Consider the following 19,914-nt stretch of genomic DNA (forward strand, 5'->3'; position numbering starts at 1 on the left):
AAAATCTCCTTTACTACTTTTGCCTTAAATTCTGCCGTGTGTTGTTTTCTTTTTTGCTTTTCCATGAATCAATTTTATCTTACGAGCCAACTTTTTTCTGTCTGAATTTCTAGGGGCATTATACTGCTCCTCGAGCTCAAAGGACTGAGATGAAATACATCACACACGAACAAGCGATGCAGTTGTTGGAAGCAGCCAAAGGATATCGAATTGAAAACATCATTTTACTTGCAGTTTCTTTAGGATTAAGAAGGGGAGAAATCCTCGGTTTACATTGGGATGATATTGATTTTGCCCAGGGTAAACTCTCTATCAGAAGAACAGTTTCGTACATTCCACCTCAAGATGGAGCGCAACATGTGTATCTTGAAACTGATCCAAAGACGGCTACCAGCAAACGCATAATTATTCTCCCAACCTTTATTCAAGAGGCACTGAAAACACATCGGTCATTACAATTACAGGAGCGCTTAAAAGCAGGCAAAGCCTGGGAACAAAATCATCTGGTATTCTGTAGTACTCTGGGAAAACATGTGAAACCATCTTCTCTAAGAAATCAATTTAAATGTGCGCTGGAGAAGGCAAATTTACCAGATATGCGCTTCCATGATTTACGCCATTCGGCAGCCACCATTTTGTTATCAATGGGAGTGAACATCAAGGTGATTCAAGAGCTTCTGGGTCATGCGAATATCAGTATTACGTTGGATATCTATTCACATGTGACACCCGATATGCAACGTGACGCGATGAAAGATCTCGACCGGCAGTATCAAATGGCTCAGAAAGGAGACACACTTCTCACATCTGTCTAGCCGTAAAGCTAGCTACAGCACTGGTTTGTTCAAAAAATTTTGACATCCAATTTGACATCCAATTTACTCGAACAGGGCGGTTTAAGCCGCATCATGACGGGTCGGTATGAAGGCACTTTTGAGCTCAAATGTCCAGAAAAGACATCCTCTCCGCTCCCCTCGTTGAAGCGAAAATGGTAAGACTGGTATAAGACAGGTACATACACGGTCTTTTCTCAGCTGGAAAATACCATAACCTCTCATGGCGTTCCCTGAAAATGGTCCTTTTCCTCCTCTTTCCGTCGGTAGCTCCTTTGATTATGTACTACGGGTACACACAATTTCCTCTTTTGTGACGGAAGGTAGGTAGGAGATGGCAGAAAGATCGAGCACGTATACTCAGTTTCATCAGAGGCCAATAACACCCATATTTTGGAGGATGTCTAGATGAAACAGATGATGGTTATCGACGCAGCAAATACAAAAAATACAGCAGATATGTCCGATGCACAATCCTCTTCTACTACTACGATGCGTATCGAGGCAGATCCAGAGACACTGAGCTTGAATGATTCGTCACGCTTCTATCGCTATGAAATTGGTCAGGTCGATTTGCTTTCTTCTGAAGAGGTGAAGGGACTGGCAGAACGCATTGAGAAGGCCCGCGCCTTTACGGGAAAGCGACAACGCGGCCTGCCACGCCTTCCGCAGACATCCCGAGAAAGTGAATCTTCTTACGAGGTGCGCGAGGTACGCGATGCTTCAGAGGCGAAAAGGCAGTTGATTGAGGCAAATCTTCGTCTGGTGATGCATCTCGCACGCAGGTATAAGGGTTTCGGCGTCGACCTGATGGACCTCGTCCAGGAGGGGAATATTGGGTTGATGCATGCTGTGGAGAAGTTTGATTACAGGAAGGGATATCGCTTTAGTACGTATGCGACCTGGTGGATTCGACAGTATATTACCCGTGCTCTGGTCGAACAGGCCCATATGATCCGCGTTCCTCTCTATAAGGTAGAGGAAATTAAGCGGCTGGGTCGCGTGCGTCGTCGCATTCAACAGGAACAGGGGCAGCAAAACGAGCCGACCCTGGAAGAGTTGGCTCTACAGATGGAGGTGAGCGTTCAGCAGGTAATCTCTCTGCTGTCTACGCATCAGGAGACGGTAAGCCTGGATATGCCACGCAAAGGGGGCGATGATGAAATCACGTTGAGCGATCTTTTGGAAGATGATCCAATGTATTCGCCAGAACGTATCGTCATCTCTGAAACCTTAAAAGAGCATATTCATGATCTACTCAATGCGTTGTCACAGCGTGAGAGACGGGTAATACAGCTACGCTACGGCCTGGATGGGCTGGGTGAACATAGTTTATCGGAGACAGGTAAAAAGTTGGGCCTGAGCCACGAGGCGGTTCGCCAGGTGGAGTTTCGCGCGCTACGCAAACTCGATCCGCCCAGCCGCAACAAACGGCTACAGGACTTTTTGGGGTGATGCCATTGAGCCATTTCGATGATGAGGAGCAGGATCGCGGCTAAGATGGGCCGTATCCAGCAGGCATGTAGCTTCTTTCTATATGCCGTATAGATGACACAGATTGAGCCATACAGGCGCCTGCCAAGCGCTTTCGGCTCAATCATTTTTTTGCCCGCGCCAATTTTTATTTAAGATGCCTGATGAGTAGCTCCACCTGCGACCATTAGTCAGCTGCGTTCCTTGCCAGGGAACTCCACCTTGTACTTATTCAGGCATCTCTCGATGATGAGCACTTTTAGTCTACCATAGACATACAGCAAAGGTGAATGAAGAAAGTATTAAAGATTCTTTCCACAGAATAGTATGCACATCTCGAGGAGAGGATATTACTCTGTCTATCCAAGCAGCTTCCCATTGAGGGCACGATCCAGATTGTAGCAGGCGCTGATCAGGGCAAGATGGGTAAAAGCCTGAGGGAAATTTCCCAGAGCTTCACCGGTGGGACGAAATTCTTCAGCAAAAAGGCCAACATGATTGGCGTAACTTAAGATTTTCTCCAGAGTAAGACGGGCTTCCGATAGACGACCAGCACGTGCCAGGGTCTCAACCAGCCAGAAACTACAAGGAGTAAAAGTTCCCTCTTCTCCTTGTAAACCATCAAAAGCGGCTTTATCCGGAATATAGCGATAGACATGCGAATCGCTGGTCAACTCACTGAGAATGCGATCCACTGTACTCAGCATTTTTGGATCGGTGGGGCCGCAGAATTTGGTTAAGACCATGAGGAGCGAGCTGGCATCAATGGCCTCACTTCCATAATACTGGACGAAACTCTTTTTTTCGGCATTCCAACCATGCTGCATCACATCGCGATAGATAGCAGCACTGGAGTTGGTCCAATCCCCAAAGGGCGCGGGCAGGCCACGATGGCGGGCGATACGCAATGCCCGGTCAAAAGCAACCCAGCTCATCACACGCGAATGGACAAAGTTTTTCGGTCCTCCGCGCACCTCCCAGATACCCTCATCCGGATCATTCCAATGGCGATCCAGCCACTGTAGCAAAACAGAGAGCTGTTCCCAGAGATCATAGGAGATATCCTGATGACGATTAAAGATATACACAGAATCCATCAGTTCACCATAGACATCCAATTGTTTCTGTCGGTATGCGCCGTTGCCGATGCGCACTGGTGAACTCTTACGATATCCTTCGAGATGATCAAGCGTCAGCTCAGGAAGCTCACGCGCACCCATAATGGTATACATAGGTTGCAATGGACCATTAGCATGTATTTCATGGCAAATCTTTTCCAACCAGCTCATAAAGGCTTCAGCTTCATCGGTAAATCCTAGCGTCAACAAACCATACAGGGTAAAAGCCGCATCGCGCAGCCAGGTATAGCGATAGTCCCAGTTGCGTTGTCCACCAATACTTTCCGGGAGACTGGTCGTAGCCGCAGCGACAATCGCGCCAGTCGGGGCATAGGTTAACAGCTTCAAAACCAGGGCCGAGCGCTGGACCATCTCGCGCCAGCGGCCTTGATAGGTACAGTGCGACATCCATGTTTGCCAATACTGCATCGTCTGTTGAAAATCATGCTCGAAGTGCCGTTCATTCATCGGCTCAAGGCGGATATTATTATCGACAGTACATTCCAACGCAAAAAATGCCCGCTGCCCAGTTTGAAGCGTAAAATGCGAACACACCCCTCTTTCTCCATCCTCTTCTAGCGGCTCCCGTGTTGCCAGACCAAGGAATAAATCATGGCTGCGAAAGATCGCGCCCCGCTGATGACAGAGCTGCACCTGATGCTCATCGCGTGCATAGTTGAAAGCCGGGCGACAGATCATTTCAAAAGGTAATGTGCCGCACACCACCTTGACCATACGAATCAAATGATGGAGATGTTTGAATTCCAGGGTTTGGTTGACCGGCATAAAATCAGTCACTTCCGCGACACCAGCTCTGGTAAGAAAGCGCGTTACCAGGATATTTGTTTCAGGATAATAGATCTGACGAGTGCGAATAGGATCATCTGCAGTTGCAGCTAGATCGGGCGCGATACGAAAAAAACCGCCCTTTTGCGCGTCTAATAATGCTCCAAAGACACTGGGAGCATCAAAACGTGGAATACAACACCAATCAATTGAGCCATTTTTGCCCACTAATGCCACCGTATGGAGATCGCCAATAATCCCATAATCTTCAATCGGCTGATAATCGTTCGCTCGCAGTTCTTCCATTATGTTACCCTATCTTAAGAATTCAACACACGCTCATCAACAGTCATAGCACGTATAGAGTAGCGTCGAAAGTAACATGCGATATCCCAAATTTTGAAACGGGCTCTCCGTCATTGCGGGTGAAAGCGGGGTGCAGGGGCGGCAACCCATGACGGAGCGCGAGGTGTCCTCGCAAACTCCCCCTCCTCTCAATCCTCCGGAAGGATAGAGAGCCTTGAAACGTCATGCATCGTGGACACACACGCCTGATAAGGTATAGGAAAAATAGTAACATATAATTAGTAGCTATTCCACAATCTATCTTGTATAATTTTCTGGTGAAGCAAATCAGACAAAAAAGATCCCTTCCATTGTATGTAGGACCATAGCCTACTGCCAGAGTAATCATTTATTGGCGGATAGAAGCATTTATATATTGCTATATATGGAGTTGTAGATGCCATTTGTACAAGATACTGTTCAAAATGAAGTGGGCAAAAATAGTATGCTAAAGATTGAAGTCACAAGTGCTTCGAACACCGATGGCTGGAACGATACGCGCTCCCTGACAGGGCAAGCTGAGGAGGCCATTACAAAGGTGATATTGAAATGGGGAAGCAAGAATGGATAAGAGTAGCGACAACATACTGCGAACCATTCTTCCTTATACTGAAATCGTTGAACAGAGAGAGCTGAAGATGGCATTGGAGCTGGCTTATATTGCTCCACGCATAGGTGGTGTGCTGATCAGTGGACAGCGCGGGACCGCTAAATCGACGACGGTACGCGCCTTCGCGAGCATGATGTATGACAAATTGCCCGTCACTATTCCGATTAATGCCACTGAGGATCGCGTTGTTGGGGGCTGGAAAATTTATAAGCTGATGGAAGAGAGCAAGCTTGAGAAACAAGCAGGATTGATCGAGGAAGCAGATGGTTCAATGCTTTATATCGATGAAGTAAACTTGCTCGATGATCATATTATTAACATTCTCCTCGATGTGACCTCCACAGGGAAACTAATCATACAGCGCGAAGGACGTCAGGACGGCCGGGATGTGCACATGATATTAGTTGGGACGATGAATCCTGAAGAGGGTAATTTACGGCCCCAACTGCTCGATCGTTTTGGCTTGATGGTGCAAATTACATCACTCACCGGTCGTGATACACGACGAGATATCCTCAAGACGGTACTTGCTTTTGATCGGGCGCTCCTGGAGGAAGAGCAAAACGGGACGTCACGTTATTTGGAAAACGCCCATAAAAATGCTCAGGATTACAAAGCGTTCCTCAAAGAGGCAAGAGACAGACTGCCACAGGTGACCATCCCCGAGGAGATTATCGATATTTGCGCGATGCTGACCGAGAAGTTGGAGGTTGTCGGTCATCGAGCTGACTATCTCCTGGCGGTAGCTGCCCAGGCCCATGCCGCACGCGAGAGGCACATGACGACTACCAGAGAGGATGTCCTGAAGGTGGCTGAATTGGTCCTTCGTCATCGTATCGCGAATAGTGATCAGCTCGATAGTGCAGCATGGAATGAGGAACACCGAAAAAGTATAGTAGAGATAGTAGGACAAGTTGAACACATTGAGCACGCTTCAAAATAATCCACTATTGATGGCTCTGGCAAGCGCTGTGCTGAATCCTAACTTGCGTACTCTACTTATTTATGACGCACCTTATGATGGACTACGACAGATTGCCAGTTATCTCGATGCTATTATCAGATCGCTAGAGCATGAGAGGAAGATAGTCACGACCCAGCTCGGTTCGACAGAGCACGATGATACGCTGTGGGGATATATTCCCTTACCCGCAAGGGGTAAAGATGCTCAGCAGCAGATAGAATTTAAGCCACTTCTTTTCTCGCAACAACAAAGCGCAGCGCATCAACAACTCCTGCTGATTCCCAATCTGGCGCAGATAAGTCTGGCGGTTGCCCGCGCTGGCATTATGCTAATGGGAACAAATGTGGCACATCTTGAGCGCAACGAACAGAGCGAGAGATGGCAGCCTCAACAATATTGGATCGCCGCTTGCGCACAGGATGCTATTGGCTCGGTATCCTCACATCTCGTGGATCGTTTTGTGCTGCGCTTACGCTGGAATGATGCATCCTTTGCGACTGATCATCAGACACACATACAGTATCTACAACAGCGCCTGGCCCACAATCCCAGTGCCACAGATTTATCCCCTGCCGACCTCGCGCAAATTCAGGCCGTCGTCAAACTCATCAAAGAAGCACAACAACATCATCCCCAGGCAACGCCAGAAATGATGGAATCTTTACTCGACTATTTCGCGGAGGAGATTCCGGCCGCGCGACTCTTTCATCGCCATGAAATAACTCTGGCGCGCTATGCCGTAACGGTAGCACAAATCGCCGGTGCGGATAGCGTCGATGAACAACATATTGCTGATGCGGCACGGCTCATGGGTATCAGCAAACCGGAACTTGAAGATGACGATACCAGCGAGCCAGCCATCAAGCAAGAGAGTAGCACTCCTGCCAAAAAGCCTGAAGCAACGGGAGAGAACAAATCGAATTCAGCAATTCAGGAGCCAGGAGCAACACAGGCCACACGCGAGAAGAAAGAGCAAGTGAGCGCTGAAGTACAGGAGACAATCATAACACCACTCCTACAAAGTGTGCTTGCGCCGGAAAATCCCTATCTGGAGGAGAGCGCGCCAATACTGCATGAAGAGGATGCTCTTCGGCTTCCATGGCGTCACTCTCCATTGGGTAGAGCTGACCATGGGGAGATTGTTGGGATAGAACAGGGAGCTTCGGTACACGATATCGCGATCATCAGCACGCTACTGCATGCAGCCCTCTTCAGCAAGCAACGGCAGTCTAAGGACGAGGCAACAGAAAATACAACCGGCATACGCATACGCATCACGCCGGAAGATCTCCACCATTATCGGCGCGCCCCCGCTCCCGAACAGATGCTACTACTCCTGCTCGACTATACCAGCCTCAAGCGCTGTAACTGGCAAGAGGCCCTGCTACCATATTTAAGTTGGGCTTATACCAGACGTGCCAGTATCAGCATCGTTAAAGTTGGTGCGCAGGATGCCCATGATGAATTACAAGCCGAAGTTGTCAACACCAGAAACGTGCTAGCTCCGCTGCTTGATCGTACATTAGAGGCAAGCACAGGGAGAGCAACGCCGCTTGCGCATGGTATGCAGCTCGCATTGCAGACAGTACAGCGCAATCTGCAACATGGCAGAAATACAGTCCAACATGTACAGCTAATCGTGATCAGCGATGGACGTGGCAATATCCCATTGCAGGCCAGCATCAACAAGCGTGTAAGCACGCCAGTAACAAGAGAAGGTATCGCAGATGCCTTGAAAATCGCGCAAGAGATACGCGCACTAAAACACATCGAAAGCGTCCTGCTAAATCCCCAACCAACTCACTATGCACACCTGCCCATAGCATTAGCAGACGCGCTTGGGGCGACCATTATGCCGATTCCCCCATACACAGTAGAAATAGAGGTATCATAATAATGCCTATGAACCTCATCCAGAGAATGCTGGCGAATAAGTCTTCACGACATCCAGACCAACGCCCACCAACAGCCCTACAAACAAGAGAGAAAATCTGGTTCGATATGTATGTGACGAAAAATGGCGAGCAGATTAACAACACGATCTGTCGCGAAGGGATTACCTATTGCAAGGTTGATGCGGGAGAAACATATACTCTGGTAGCACTGGGCAGCAACATCCCATCTCATTTTCACACGAACTCCATGGGGCTTGAGTTTACCACAGAGATTAAAGTACGTATACAATGCATCGCCGATACACAGATCCTTATCGAAGAAGAGAGGACAATTACAGGCACAGAGGCAAACAATTACCGACAAGAGTTCGCATTGTCCATAGATGCCATGCTGCCCACCTGCGAACTGGTGCTACGCATGGACGTCGTAGTAGCGAAAGATGCTGTACGCACTATCGGCACAAAAAAGCTATTCATCAAAGGGACATATGAAGTCATTCATCCCCAAATTTTGCACGAATGCCAGATAGCAACCAGGCTCCCTGATAATGTTTCCATACTCTCAATCCTCCCTCACCCTGATCCCGCGTATCAATTTGGCTTTACCGTACAGGGATGGAATTCAGGTCAGAATTTGCCTACCTTACAATACCCAAACCGAAAGCCAGTAAGCATCCAGCAATATCGACAAGAAGGCACTGACTTTATGGACATCCGTGTAAATATACGTAATTTATCTCACTATCTAAAAAACTATGAGCATAAAAAACTGCCCATATGGTTGACATGGTTAGAAAAGTCTTATCACGAAGAGTGCTATCTGATCATTGAAGATGAAAGTGCCCTGGAGATTCCATGGGAAATGCTAGAACTACAGGGCGACTATCGCTATCTGGGAGTGGAGTTCAAGGTAGCACGCTGGATCTCCAGGAGTGTTCAAGCCATACCAATGAATTTAGCGGTGAATACATCTACCCACCAGGGATCAGTCATCAGCTATCTAGATAGTATGTTAAAAGAAGAAGAGACAAAAGCAGAAAGAGCGATCCTTCAGCACTTCCTTCTGGAAGAATGCAGTGATCTCAACAGTCTGAACCAGCGCTTCAAGAAGGATGGCAATTTAACCAATATTGGACTCATCTATATCGGTTCTCACGGTGAGGCTGGCAACAAACTCCATATGGCTAGCCAACAAGTTTTCCCTGCTGGCCGTCTAAAGCTCATGGATGAACATGCTTATCCACGCCCTCTTGCCTTCTTCAATGCCTGTGAATCGGCACGCCTGGGACTCATCGGGACATTTGACAATAACAGTTTTGTAACGACCCTTCTTGAGCGCATTGTCCAGGGTTATATAGGCACATTAGCAGAGGTTGGCAGTAAGCGTGCGTCAGCCATCGCATACAGCTTGCTTTCCACGGCCCAGCGCAATCCTGATCTACCTATCGCAGCCATACTCCAGCAGATACGCAAAGAGGCGGCCCAACGCCTCAGACAAACCTATGAAAACCTATCAGATGATGATCCAAAAGAGAAAGCCGCCGAGCAAGCATTTATCTATACGTTCCTCTATGTATATTATGGCAACCCTTTAGCAAGCTTGCGGTTAACGCCACGCGAGGAAACATCATGCAACAACAATTAGGGCAGAGCACCCAACTTCCAGCCATCAAACTAAACTCCTTGATTAGCTATCCAACAAAGGCACAGGTTGGGAAAAAATATTTGCTGACTATCGATGTGCAGACAGATGAAACAGATGTAGCGTGGCCTTATCCAGAAGAAGAATATGAGATTTCATTGCAACTCAATCTCCGCCCTTTCTTCAGCTATCAATCTCTGGTGGGCCATACGCCAGCTATTATTCTGCATCGCTTTGGCGGAACCTATGGACCGGCAGAGTTCATATTGACTGCGAACACAGAAGAAGTTCCCACTGGCACCATCAAAATAACCTTCAGGAATGCAGCTGGGCTGACAATAGCCTATTTTGAATTGCCATGCGAGATCCGACAAGAGGTTGAGGTAACATCTGAGCAGAAGCGAGTCGCAAGAGTTACCCCCTCCACAGAAAACAGGCCAATCTCACCTGCCTCCCTGACAACAGTAATACCTCCATACATTGAGGAGGTTGAACAGCAGTTGCAGCAAGCCGGATGGACAATCATAGAATATGAGACCTTCAAATCAAGAGCATGGGGACGCAATACGCAAAGTGACCCGGACCCTCTATTCATATCCTTTGTCGCTGTAAAATCACTACCTTTATATCCACATGATTATGTGCTCCTCATTAACGAAGAGATTGTGGGCTTTGTAAAAACGCAGCATCCTAATGAGCCCCTGAATAATGGAGCAAAAACGGTTCCCTCTTCATCATTGGCAGAAACTTTAGGAGAAGAGTGCAAGTATGCCCTTGTTCCATTTGTCTATGATGCGACAGGCTCAAAGATACAAAGTACGAACAAGCTTGAAATCAATCCGCAATGCCGGGAAATCGCTATGTTCCATCGTCCAGAAACCCTGCAAAGATGGATTGATGGTGTCCCAGATATGTTTGCGCTGAGCAATAGCCTCTTCCGCTCACGGATACAAAATCTGCCATCATTAAAGAAGGGCACGTTACGACCCTATCAATTTGAAGCCCTGCAAGCGCTAGAGCAATCATTAGCGCGGCAACATACACGTACACTCGTGCAAATGGATGCAGGTAGCGGTCAAACACATACACTTATCAGCAGTATCTATCGTCTCTTAAAATATGGGAACGCCAAACACATATTGTATATAGTAGATAGTCCATCAGCCGCAGGCTATGCAATGAGTGCATTTGAACAGAGTGTGGTTGAACAGGATGATCAGAATGATGAGCCTGATAGTACAATTACATTCACTGATAGCTTTAATGTACATTATGTACAATCATTCAATCACAGGACAAATTTGAACCCAGATGCACATGTTTATGTTGCCATGTTAGAAGATATTTATCCCCTGCTTACCGACCATCTTAATGCTACGCCTTCCTATGATTGGAACGAAAATGATGGGCCATTGCCCGTCGCCTATAATAACAACCTTCCGATTGAATACTTTGATGCTATATTTCTAGCTGAGAGCGAGTATGTCCAATATAACCGCTGGAAACTCCTCCTCAGCTATTTCGACGCCACGATAATTGGTATGGCAGATCATGTTTCAGAAGAAACACTTGAATTTTTCCAGCACAATCTTGTTTACCCACGGCAGACAAAGGAAGAGGTGCGTCAGCACCTCTCAAGGACCATCAAAAGCATACGCAATCTCCTACGCAGGGATGCGGGCCTGGCAGGCGATACAGATCGGCTCTCACAGCTCACATGGCTGCTCTTCCTCAAAAACCTGGATGACTTCGAAATGACCCAGGAAGAGATGTATGGTCAGAACTACAAGCCCATCCTTGAAGCTCCCTACCGCTGGCGCGACTGGGCGGCATGCGAAAACCTATCTGATCGCCGCACAGGTGATGAACTGCTCACCTTCGTCAATGCCGATCTGACCCACTATCTCAAGTCGCTGAGTGGTGAGAACAATCGGGATATCCGCACGATTGTCAGTACGATCTTCCAGGGTACCTCCAATTGTCTGAAATCTGGCTATGTTTTGTGTGATGTCATCGACAATCTAAACACCATCAACTTTAACTCATTCGATATCGTAGAAGCTATGTCGATCTTCTATGAGACTATGCTCAGAGAGATGCGCGACTCGGCTGGCGACTCCGGCGAGTTCTATACGCCGCGTCCCGTGGTACACTTTATCGTTGACCGTCTCAATCCCCGGTTGGGCGAGCTCATTATGGACCCCGCTTGCGGTACTGCTGGCTTCCTGATCGAAGCCTATACCAGAATGAGCAAACAAGTTAGAACCGCAGAGCAACAGCAACTCCTCTTAGACTCGCTGATCGGGATCGAAAAGAAATCAACACCCTACCTGCTCGCCATCATGAATATGCTGCTACATGGCATCGAAAGCCCCAATGTCATAGAGCGCAACGCCCTCTCCGTCAACGTCAATCAAATTCCTGATGACGAACGGGTTGACATAGTAGCCACCAATCCCCCTTTTGGTGGTGAAGAAGAAGAAGGCATCCTCAACAATTTCCCGGCCGGGATGCGCACTCACGAAACGCCTCTCCTTTTTGTTCAATACATCATGGCTCTGCTCAAACGCCCAGGTGGCCGTGCTGGCATCGTGATGCCCAATGGCTTCCTCTTTCGCAATGGCATTGCCAACAGAGTCAAAGAACAACTACTTACGCAATTCAATCTACATACCATCATACGATTGCCACATGGGGTCTTCGCGCCTTACACCAGCATACCGACAAACATGCTATTTTTTGATGCAGGCGATGATTTCTACCTGGCAAGAACAAGGACAACGACACAAGAAGTCTGGTACTACGAGATATCACCGCCAGAAGGGCGTAAGATTTATACAAAAACCAGGCCGATACAAGATGAGGATTTCCAGGCATGCAGCAAGTGGTGGGATGAGCGCGTCGAGAATGCACATGCCTGGAAGATATCTATCGATGAGATTATAAAGAACAACTACAATTTAGATTTTAAGAATCCATATCCAAGAAGCGAAGTGTAGGTGCGTGCCCGTCGGCATGGGGCCCACAAATGTGGTTGAGGTCCGTTACGGTCAATACCGCTCCAATCACGCGAAGCTTGATGGAGGGCCCTGAACCATGAAATGCTCCCAATTTCAGGTATTCTTCATATACTTATATCCTTTTTAGCTACTGCAATCCATCTTTAGATCTACCCATTTTATATATACAGGATAGTTGTTATTACTTACCATAGATGATATAATAATATTCTGCAAGCTAAGCATCAATGACAGGAACAGAGGAACCATGAATGCAAGCATCGCTATTCAATATACCACACGTCAGCACGTGAGTTTCTTGCACAAAACAACCTACCTAAGATGATTGCTAACTTTATCTACAATTTTTATGCATCATAACACACTATATCTATGGTTTTCGTATGGAAAGGAGTCCGCTTACGAACACACATATCACGGTGGTAACGTCTGAGCCAGATGATGTTACACAGCGTTTGCAGAATGTAATTTGTCGCTGGCGCGTTCAACCTGAAGGATTTTCGCTTGATCAGCTTTATCAGGATTGTAGCGCGATGCTCGGATCAGATACCCACCTCCTTCCTCTGAGAATAATCACGGTTAAAGAACTCGATGCCACGAACCTTGCCCACGCTATGAAACGCAGAAATATCTCCATTAGATTTCGCGTCGGCCCGATTGGACGCTTTGAGTCAGCCTTGATCCCCATGCTGAAGCCCGATGGTACCGGGAAGGGTTTTATCCTGGTCCTGGATGAGGATCTATCACCAGCCGATCAAGTGGCGCTCTTCGGTCACGCCGTCGCACATCTGATAAGAAATCATCGGGATCAAGCAACGGGGCAGAAGCTAACGCTCGATCCCAATAATGATGCAGTGCACATCGATAAGGTGGACGAGTTGCGCTACTTCGATCTCGCACATACTCATGATAGGATCAATCGCAATGTGATCGAAACATGCCCCAGATTGCACCAGCTCTTTGAGACACCTGAAGAGGGTCCCATCGTTCAGGCACAGGTCAGGCAGAAACTTGATGACCTGTTGCGCAAAAAGGGCTGGACAGGATTCTATGTGCGCCAGACACATCTCTATACCGATGGTCGTGTCCTGCCAGATCCAAATGGTCGCACACGCCGTGGCAAGCGGCAGAGTATCGACGCACTGCTGCGCATCGAACTATCCTTACCTACCGCTGCACTCCATGTGCAACGCTCAGACGAAACTGAAGCGACCGCGTTACGCCGTGTTCGTGAGGCGGGGCAGAAATTATCCGTGCCTTTCGGCTATATGGTCACTGAAAAACGCGAGATCCTTGAATACGACTGGACCACGGGCTCCGACGCGGACGTTACGCTACGGGCCGAGCTGCCTGATCGCTCGGAGCTAACAGAACGCTGGTTTAAGGCGCTGCAACTGACCGAGAAGAAGGAACGAGATGCCCTCACGCATACTTTCTATATGCAGGATAAGCAACCGCGCTATTATCAAGAGGCAGCCATCAATCGAGCGATCATTGCAACGATGCAGGCGCGGCGCGGCCTGCGTCCCAAACGTATCCTGCTCACGCTCGCCACCGGCACGGGCAAAACCCAGATCGCCTTCCAGATCCTCTGGAAATTGCGTCAGAGCCACAATACGCGCCGCATCCTCTTCCTGGCAGACCGCAGCTATCTGCTCGATCAGGCCCAGTTCAATGCTTTTGGTCCCTTCACCGATGCTCTGGCTCGTGGCACTGGCAAGATTGATATCGTGCATGATGTACTCTTCGCCTCCTACCAATGGCTTACCACGAACAACGCAGTGACCGGCCAGCCCAACTATCTCGACTATCCCTCCGATTACTTCGATATCATCGTGATTGATGAGTGTCATCGCGGGAGCGCGGATGAAGATTCCAACTGGCGTAAGGTGCTCTTACACTTTTCCGAGGCCATCCAGATTGGTCTGACCGCGACGCCGTTAGCAACCAGGGATGTTCAGACCAACGCCTACTTTGGCGCATCTATCTATACCTATTCACTTAGTCAGGGCATCAATGATGGCTATCTGGCCCCCTATCGCGTACACCGTATCCAGATTGGCAAACAGGTAGCAAAGCCAGCGCCAGAGCAGGATCAAAAGGATAATCCTTCCGCAACACAGGTAACACAGGCAACACAGGCAACACAGAATTTCATCGGGGTTGTGCCTGAAGCACCAGAGCAGGATGGTAAGCCGCAGGAGGAGGTCGCGCCGGAGATTGTGACTGAGACGGCCCAGGCGATGCGCGAATATACCACAGTAATCGCGGACCACCTCGCTAACTATCTGCGTCAGACCGATACACAGGCCAAGACGATTATCTTCTGTGTCGATAATAACCATGCCAACCAGATGCGGCTGGCGCTTGAAACTGCCTGCGCTGATTTCGCTCGCGCCGGGGATATTGTGCGCATTGTCGATGATGATGGCAATGATGGCAAGCTGGATCTCAACAACTTCTGTATTCCCAAAGAGCGTCAGCCGGTCATCGTCACGACCTCACGCCTGCTCAGTACCGGCGTCGATGTGCCAACCTGCAAAAATATCGTGCTGGCACGCGGCGTCGGCTCGATCGTGGAGTTCAAACAGATTATCGGGCGTGGCACTCGCCTCTATACCACAGCGACGCCCGCCAAGAACTGGTTTACGATCCTCGACTATTCCGGGGCGATCAAACACTTCTTTGACCGTGACTTCGATGGTGATCCAGAAGCTATCCAAAATGAACAGCTCATCATCAAAACACCAACGAGCACAGCTGAAAACACAGAACAGGCCGAACCGGGAGAACAGCCAGGCACCGAGACAAAGAGAGAAGCAGACCCATCAGAAAGGGTAGCAGATACGGCTACAGACAGCCCGGCGACGCAGCAGGAGGAAGACAATCATAACACAGTTGTCACCCCAGGCGCTGAAAGTGATGCTGAAGAGCCTGCCAGCCATCCCGGCCAGAATAATACGCCAGAGCAGGAAGCTGGATCTCCCCAGGATAGTCAGCAGGAGAACAGTGGAGCGCCAGCTACGAACACGATTGATGAGCAGACAGAACAAACTGGCGTGGAGGGAACAGGGAAAGGCAATCCGGCAGAAGAAGGAGCGCGTGCTGATGATCTGGCGGCATCCATCCAGGCGAGCAGGAGCGAGGGGCAATCGGCTGTGTCAGAGCGAAAAAAGCCACGACAGGTGAAGGAGCAGCCTTCTGCTAAGTTTACAGGACCGCAGGAAGCGACGGCAGAGCAGGCTGAGACATTAGCAAAGGCCGAAAAGCAGGGGCGGGCACACAGGCTTGGGAAGAAGAGCGATGGGACGGTCTATGAGATCGTAAATGATGTTATCTATGAGCTGGGACCAGATAATCATCTGCGCCTGGGAAGTATGCACGATTTCGCGCAGCAGGCGCTGCGGGGCTATATCTCGACGCCCGAAGACTTTCGCCTGCTCTGGCTCACCAAAGAGGGGCAGAAAGAGATTAAGGAGCAGTTAGAAGGCGAGCTGGTGACGACCGATGCCCTGGCCGCCGCACTCAAGAAGGACGATGTGGATGTACTGGATCTGTTGCTCTATGTTGTCTTCGATATTGAGCCGCTGACACGAGTACAGCGCGTGGAGCGTTTGCGCCAGCGCCATCAGGACTTTTTCCAGCGTTTTGCCCAACCCCCTTTAGCAAGTCAGGTACTCAATGCCATTCTGGATAAATACATCCTTGGGGAAGCGCCCGATGTGAGTAAGCCCGCGCTGCTTAGCCTCCCACCGTTGACCAAACTGGGTATGCCCATGGACCTTTCCAGAGCATTCAGTACAGGACCAGAGAGAAAAAACGTCTCGGAGGTGCTACGCGAACTACGCAGCTTGCTCTATAGCGTTTAAGCACCTGGCAAGCTCGCCCGGCATAGCAGATAACTCCTATATTATGGCTCATATGCTTGAACATTTATCCTGAGCGGATTAACATAGATAGAATGAAATATTCATAGATTACAGGTACGCTGTAGGGGGAGAGGTATACTCTCCCCGCTCGTAGGTAGGAAGAAGGAAATTGTAGCATGGTCGTCACCCACACTCAACACGCCCTCGGAGATGATTTTCCAGTTACTGATACAGATACGCAGGAGGCCACCGTCAACGCGGCCTCGAAACAGAAGCGCCAGACCAAGAAAGCGAAGCTACCGTTGAGCAGTAAACAACAACTCTCGGCTACCATCAAAAGCGTACGCGATCTCCTGCGCAAGGACGCAGGCCTGGCAGGTGATACGGATCGCCTACCGCAGCTCACCTGGCTGCTCTTCCTCAAAAGCCTGGATGACTTCGAAATAGCCCAGGACGAGATGTATGGTGACGACTACACGCCCATCATCGCGGAACCCTACCGCTGGCGTGACTGGGCGGCCTGCGACAACCTATCTGATCGTAAAACCGGCGATGAACTGCTCGCATTCGTGAATAACGACCTGACCAACTATCTCAAAGCGCTGGGCGGCGAGAGTAACCGGGATATCCGCACCATCGTCGGCACCATCTTCCAGGGTACCTATAATCGGCTACGCTCCGGCTATCTCTTGCGCGATGTCGTTAATAAGCTCAGTACTATCAACTTCAACTCCTCCGACGATATCCATGCTATTTCACTCTTCTACGAAACCATGCTGAAAGAGATGCGCGACTCGGCAGGCGATTCCGGCGAGTTCTATACGCCGCGTCCCGTGGTGCGTTTTATCGTTGATCGTCTCAATCCCCAACTGGGCGAGCGCATTATGGACCCCGCCTGCGGAACCGCTGGCTTCCTGATCGAAGCCTATACCAAAATGCGCGAGCAGGTCAAAACCACCGAACATCAGCAAACCCTCTTCGATGCGCTGATCGGGATTGAGAAGAAGCCCATGTCCTATTTACTGGCGATCATGAACCTGCTGCTACACGGCATCGAAAATCCCAATATCAGAGAGCGCAATGCCCTGGCGGTGAACGTCAATCAGATCCCAGATAACGAGTTGGTTGATGTTATAGCCACCAATCCCCCTTTTGGTGGTGAAGAAGAAGATGGCATCATCAAAAACTTCCCGGCCGGGATGCGCACCCACGAAACCGCGCTGCTCTTCTTCCAATACATCATGGCCCTGCTCAAACGTCCTGGTGGCCGCGCAGGCGTCGTGCTCCCCAACGGCTTCCTCTTTGGCAATGGCATCGCCAGCACCGTCAAAGCCAGACTGCTCAAACAATTCAATCTACACACCATCGTTCGCCTACCTGTGGGAACCTTTGCCCCCTACACCAGCATTCCCACCAATATCCTTTTCTTTGACGCCTGTGAAGAGTCAAGCGAGCTAGACCCTAAGCCCTGCACTCAGGAGGTCTGGTACTACGAGATTCCACTGCCAGAGGGACGCAAAAGCTATAGCAAAACAAAACCCATGCAGAATGAAGATTTCCAGGGCTGCATCGATTGGTGGGAGAAGCGCGTCGAGAACGAACACGCCTGGAAAGTCAACGTCGAAGAACTGATAGCCAATGGCTACAACCTGGATATGAAGAATCCCAATGGACAAAAAGAACTTGTACATCTGCCGCCTGAACAATTAGTTGAAAGCATTCTGGAAAAAGAGCAACGGATTGTAGATATTATGGGTGAAATCAAAAGGATGTTGGGAGAAAGTAACAAATGATCACGCAACATTCAATGGTACATCTAGCAGATCTATTAATAAAATCTGAAGAGCAAGCAGAGATTGATCCAGCTAAAACTTACAAATTAGTAACAGTGAAATTATGGGGAAAAGGGGTAGAACTTAGAGGTGAATTTGAAGGAATAGGTTTAACCAATTCCCAATTATTTGTCGTTAAGGAACAACAATTTATTTTATCAAAAATTGATGCGAGAAATGGTGCATTTGGTCTTATCCCAGCATCACTCAATAATGCAGTAGTTAGTTCAGATTTTCCAACTTTTTCACTCAACACATTAAAAATTATACCAGCATATTTAAATTGGCTAAGGCATGGTTCAGAATGAGCTCAGATCAATGTGACAACTTTGAACAACCCACACTGTGAAAAATAAATCCTGAGAGGGCCTCCTGAGCGGCTTCAGGATTTATTTGTGGGTGTTTCCATCGTTCACAACTGTCACATCCATTTGAACCTTGCCTAAGTAAAACTAATGATTTTGTAAATATTTGTGCCCGAGCTAGTGAAGGTTCTACCAACAGAGTTCGTTTAAAGATCGAGCGCTTTCTTGCTACTCAAATCCCCCTCCCCCCACTCGAAGAACAACGCCGCATCGTCGCCCGCATCGAAGAGCTTACGGGCAAGCTTGAAGAGGCTTGGACACTAAGAAACAATACAAATAAAGATAAAAGAAACCTTTTATTAAGCGAATACATAAATATAACCAAAAAGATAGAAATGCACCCTATGGGTGAAATTGCACCGCTTATAAGAAGGCCAGTGGAAGTTGACATAGATAAAGATTACCTCGAACTGGGTATACGTTCTTTTGGCAAAGGCACATTCCACAAAACTCCAACTAAAGGAACTGAATTAGGGGCAAAAAGAATATTTAGAATCAAAGAAAGTGATTTGCTTTTTAATATAGTTTTTGCCTGGGAAGGTGCTATAGCAGTAGCAACATCTAATGATAATGGTAGAGTAGGATCACATAGGTTCTTAACTTGTGTTCCTAAAGGAAACATAGCAACTTCTGAGTTCTTATGCTTTCACTTCTTAACAAAAGCAGGCCTAGAACAAATTCTAGCAGCATCTCCTGGCAGTGCTGGAAGAAACCGAACCTTAGGGATAAAAGCATTAGAGGATATTCGAGTGCCCCTTCCACCTATTGATAAACAAAGGAATTTTACCGCTCTTATCAAGGCTTTAAGTGCCACAAATCAAATCGACGAAGAAGTGGAAAAAGAGTGGGACTCCTTGCTTCCCGCAATTCTTGACAGAGCATTCAAAGGGGAGTTGTAACATGGCTGAACCCAACTATAGAACTATTGCCAATGAAGTCGTTGAGTTGGGCGAGAGTCTGTTTGAGCTGGCTTTGCAGGGGCAGGCTGTACAGCACGCAGACACTACCATAGCTGGGGATGTGGAGCAGCAAGCAGTCGCTTCGGAGCAAGGGTTGGAGCAAGAGCCGGGATACCCGACAGAGGAGATACGCATCGCGGCGGATGAGTTTTTCACGGCGCTGCGTTTATTGTTGGGGGTGCCACAACAGAATAATCGGTAAG

Annotated in this window: 13 protein-coding genes and 1 pseudogene; 13 read left to right on the top strand and 1 reads right to left on the bottom strand. The window is 48.5% G+C overall.

Annotation, left to right across the window (positions count from 1 at the left end; translation table 11 throughout):
• The first annotated feature begins 149 nt into the window (after nt 1-149).
• A complete protein-coding gene (locus tag F1593_RS15790; protein ID WP_149402529.1) occupies nt 150-815 on the top strand; it encodes a site-specific integrase in 666 nt (221 codons plus the stop codon).
• Nucleotides 816-1,241: 426 nt separating this feature from the next.
• A complete protein-coding gene (locus F1593_RS15795) occupies nt 1,242-2,288 on the top strand; it encodes a sigma-70 family RNA polymerase sigma factor (RefSeq protein ID WP_149402530.1) in 1,047 nt (348 codons plus the stop codon).
• 377 nt (nt 2,289-2,665) lie between these two features.
• Here the strand turns inward: F1593_RS15795 and F1593_RS15800 are convergent, their stop codons facing one another.
• A complete protein-coding gene (locus F1593_RS15800) occupies nt 2,666-4,516 on the bottom strand; it encodes a glycoside hydrolase family 15 protein (RefSeq protein WP_149402531.1) in 1,851 nt (616 codons plus the stop codon).
• 436 nt (nt 4,517-4,952) lie between these two features.
• Here F1593_RS15800 and F1593_RS28375 point away from each other — a divergent pair, with 436 nt between their 5' ends.
• From F1593_RS28375 to F1593_RS15850, 11 genes and pseudogenes are all read left to right on the top strand, one after another.
• A complete protein-coding gene (locus F1593_RS28375) occupies nt 4,953-5,126 on the top strand; it encodes a hypothetical protein (RefSeq protein ID WP_172632153.1) in 174 nt (57 codons plus the stop codon).
• Nucleotides 5,119-6,108, top strand: coding sequence for an AAA family ATPase (locus F1593_RS15805; RefSeq protein WP_149402532.1), 990 nt, complete (start codon nt 5,119-5,121; stop codon nt 6,106-6,108). The genes F1593_RS28375 and F1593_RS15805 overlap by 8 nt, the downstream gene beginning before the upstream one ends.
• Nucleotides 6,089-8,023, top strand: a complete 1,935-nt coding sequence (locus F1593_RS15810) for a hypothetical protein (protein ID WP_172632154.1) — start codon at nt 6,089-6,091, stop codon at nt 8,021-8,023. The genes F1593_RS15805 and F1593_RS15810 overlap by 20 nt, the downstream gene beginning before the upstream one ends.
• Nucleotides 8,024-8,025: 2 nt before the next feature.
• Nucleotides 8,026-9,669 carry a hypothetical protein gene (locus tag F1593_RS15815; protein WP_149402534.1) on the top strand — a complete coding sequence of 548 codons (1,644 nt, stop codon included), beginning with the start codon at nt 8,026-8,028 and terminating at the stop codon, nt 9,667-9,669.
• Complete coding sequence (locus tag F1593_RS15820) at nt 9,654-12,665, top strand: N-6 DNA methylase (RefSeq protein WP_149402535.1); 3,012 nt, start codon at nt 9,654-9,656, stop codon at nt 12,663-12,665. The genes F1593_RS15815 and F1593_RS15820 overlap by 16 nt, the downstream gene beginning before the upstream one ends.
• A 404-nt stretch (nt 12,666-13,069) precedes the next feature.
• Entirely contained in the window at nt 13,070-16,555 is a 3,486-nt protein-coding gene (locus F1593_RS15825; protein WP_149402536.1) for a DEAD/DEAH box helicase family protein, read from the top strand.
• A gap of 176 nt (nt 16,556-16,731) precedes the next feature.
• Nucleotides 16,732-18,348 carry a class I SAM-dependent DNA methyltransferase gene (locus tag F1593_RS15830; protein WP_149402537.1) on the top strand — a complete coding sequence of 539 codons (1,617 nt, stop codon included), beginning with the start codon at nt 16,732-16,734 and terminating at the stop codon, nt 18,346-18,348.
• Nucleotides 18,345-18,695 carry a hypothetical protein gene (locus tag F1593_RS15835; protein ID WP_149402538.1) on the top strand — a complete coding sequence of 117 codons (351 nt, stop codon included), beginning with the start codon at nt 18,345-18,347 and terminating at the stop codon, nt 18,693-18,695. Before F1593_RS15830 ends, F1593_RS15835 begins: the two co-directional genes overlap by 4 nt.
• A gap of 161 nt (nt 18,696-18,856) precedes the next feature.
• Nucleotides 18,857-18,991, top strand: a pseudogene (locus F1593_RS29855) (restriction endonuclease subunit S); the annotation flags it as partial.
• 105 nt (nt 18,992-19,096) lie between these two features.
• Entirely contained in the window at nt 19,097-19,651 is a 555-nt protein-coding gene (locus F1593_RS15845; protein WP_172632155.1) for a restriction endonuclease subunit S, read from the top strand.
• Between the two features lies 1 nt (nt 19,652).
• Entirely contained in the window at nt 19,653-19,913 is a 261-nt protein-coding gene (locus F1593_RS15850; RefSeq protein ID WP_149402540.1) for a hypothetical protein, read from the top strand.
• The last annotated feature ends 1 nt before the right edge of the window (nt 19,914 follow it).

Source organism: Dictyobacter arantiisoli (genome assembly GCF_008326305.1).
GTDB classification, from domain to species: domain Bacteria; phylum Chloroflexota; class Ktedonobacteria; order Ktedonobacterales; family Ktedonobacteraceae; genus Dictyobacter; species Dictyobacter arantiisoli.